This is a genomic window from Bradyrhizobium sp., from assembly GCF_030654605.1.
Lineage (GTDB): Bacteria > Pseudomonadota > Alphaproteobacteria > Rhizobiales > Xanthobacteraceae > Bradyrhizobium.
Map to the genome: position 1 here is coordinate 1 of NZ_JAURXB010000140.1, position 1,628 is coordinate 1,628.

The following is a 1,628-nucleotide window of genomic DNA, read 5'->3' on the forward strand; positions in this document are numbered from 1 at the left end:
CTTGTCGGAGGCGTCCTGGGCTTGCGCCGAGATCAGTTCGACGTCCTCGTCGGTGGCCAGGCGCGTGCGGATATCCCCGGCATCGAGCCCGATATCGGCGGCGGCCTGCACCAGCACATCGACGTCGGTAAGGTCGCCGCCGTCGCGAAAATACAGTTCCATCAGCCGCTGTTTCATCTCGGCGGATTTGCCTTGCGCATCGGCCCAGTGAATCAGCCGGTGGCAATCCGTGGTATTGGGCTGGCGCCTGACCAGTTCCGGCCGGTAGGTCAGCCCCTCTTCATTGGCGGCGGCGACGACACGGCCTGCAATACCCTTGTAGGCCTCGACCGAGCCGAATTTCTTCGTGAGATATTCGTCGCGGCTGATGCCTTCGCGCGGCACCCATGAATTGAGAAAGAACGGCCGCCAGTTGATCTCGACCGGCACATCCGGCGCCAGCGCCAGCGCGTTCTCGATCCGGCGCTTGCCGATGTAGCACCACGGGCACACCACGTCGGAGACGATGTCGATCTGAAGCGGTTTTAGCGTGCTCATGGGCGCGTTCTCCGTGAAACAATGCCCGCAAAATAGGCCGAAACTCCGGCGAAACAAGTCCCGCAGCCGCATGCCTCGCGCCACATAACCTGCGGGGTTATGGCGGGCTGGACGCGGATTTGAGCCCCTCTAGGAGTGTTTGGCCGCGGAGCCGGCCTGGTCGCCTTCTGCAAGTTCGGTCTTCGCCATCACCCGCAGGGCGGGCAGGAACTCGTGGACAGTACCCCATACGAGGCGATGGGCTACATCTTCGTAATCGTGCCGGTAGATGTTGCCCGAGGCGGACATCTGGCGCCATGGGATGTCGGGATGACGCGCCTTGGTTTCGGGCGACAGGCGGCGAGATGCTTCGGAGATGATCTCAAGGCAACGCGTAATGGCGTAGAACGTCCGCATATCCGTCACGAAACGCTCGTAGTCGAACCCCTGGGCGAACGAATTTGCAAGGTCGATGTTGAAAACGATGTCCGACAGGCTGTCGCGTTCGGTTTCAGAAAGCATAGATCGCGTCGGCGGCGGCGCTGGGGCGGAGACGGGGTTTCAGGCTTTCGCGGCTAACCACATCGACCGGGCGGTCGAACATGTCGGCGATAAAATCCTTCACGCCGGCATAATCGAAAATCGTCACGACAATTGCTGGGTCAAGATCAACAAGGATGTCGATATCGCTGTCGGGATTGTCATCGCCGCGCGCGACGGAACCAAATAGTGCAGCATGAGCGACGCCCTGCGCTCGCAGGTCGGTCTCGCGCTCCTTCAGCTTTTCTATGATCTCGTCGCGGGTCATGGCTGCATTGTACGGCAAGAAGGGTAAAAAAACACGCGTCTTTTCCGGCTCTTGCAGGCAAATCAAGCCCCCGGGATCGCCGCATACAATGCCGACCGCCCTTAAGCGCCTGTCACAGTGCCGCCATGCTGCGGATCCGCTCGGCGGTCAGTTCATCGGCCGGAAAAAACGCCTCCAGCGCCAGTTCCGACAGCGTGATGTCGACCGGGGTGCCGAAGATCATGGTGGTGGAAATGAAGCTCAGCACCTCGCCGTTCAGCCGCAGCTTGAACGGGATCGCGACATTGTCCGACGACAGCGGGCC

3 protein-coding genes and 1 pseudogene are annotated in these 1,628 nt (G+C 61.0%); all 4 read right to left on the reverse strand.

Annotation, left to right across the window (positions count from 1 at the left end; translation table 11 throughout):
* The coding region (locus tag Q7U29_RS13620; RefSeq protein WP_304742226.1) for a DsbA family oxidoreductase at window positions 1-537 on the reverse strand (537 nt) is incomplete at its 3' end.
* 129 nt (window positions 538-666) lie between these two features.
* On the reverse strand, window positions 667-1,038 hold the full coding sequence (locus Q7U29_RS13625; RefSeq protein WP_304742229.1) for a DUF86 domain-containing protein: 372 nt from the start codon (window positions 1,036-1,038) through the stop codon (window positions 667-669).
* Entirely contained in the window at window positions 1,028-1,324 is a 297-nt protein-coding gene (locus Q7U29_RS13630; RefSeq protein WP_304742231.1) for a nucleotidyltransferase family protein, read from the reverse strand. Before Q7U29_RS13630 ends, Q7U29_RS13625 begins: the two co-directional genes overlap by 11 nt.
* A 112-nt stretch (window positions 1,325-1,436) precedes the next feature.
* Window positions 1,437-1,628 (reverse strand): annotated as a pseudogene (locus Q7U29_RS13635) (transcriptional regulator); the annotation flags it as partial.

What these genes read in the sequence shown, in the direction of transcription:
- Q7U29_RS13625 (WP_304742229.1), bottom strand. Translation starts at nt 1,038, where the DNA reads ATGCTTTCTGAAACCGAACGCGACAGCCTGTCGGACATCGTTTTCAAC.
- Q7U29_RS13630 (WP_304742231.1), bottom strand. Translation starts at nt 1,324, where the DNA reads ATGACCCGCGACGAGATCATAGAAAAGCTGAAGGAGCGCGAGACCGAC.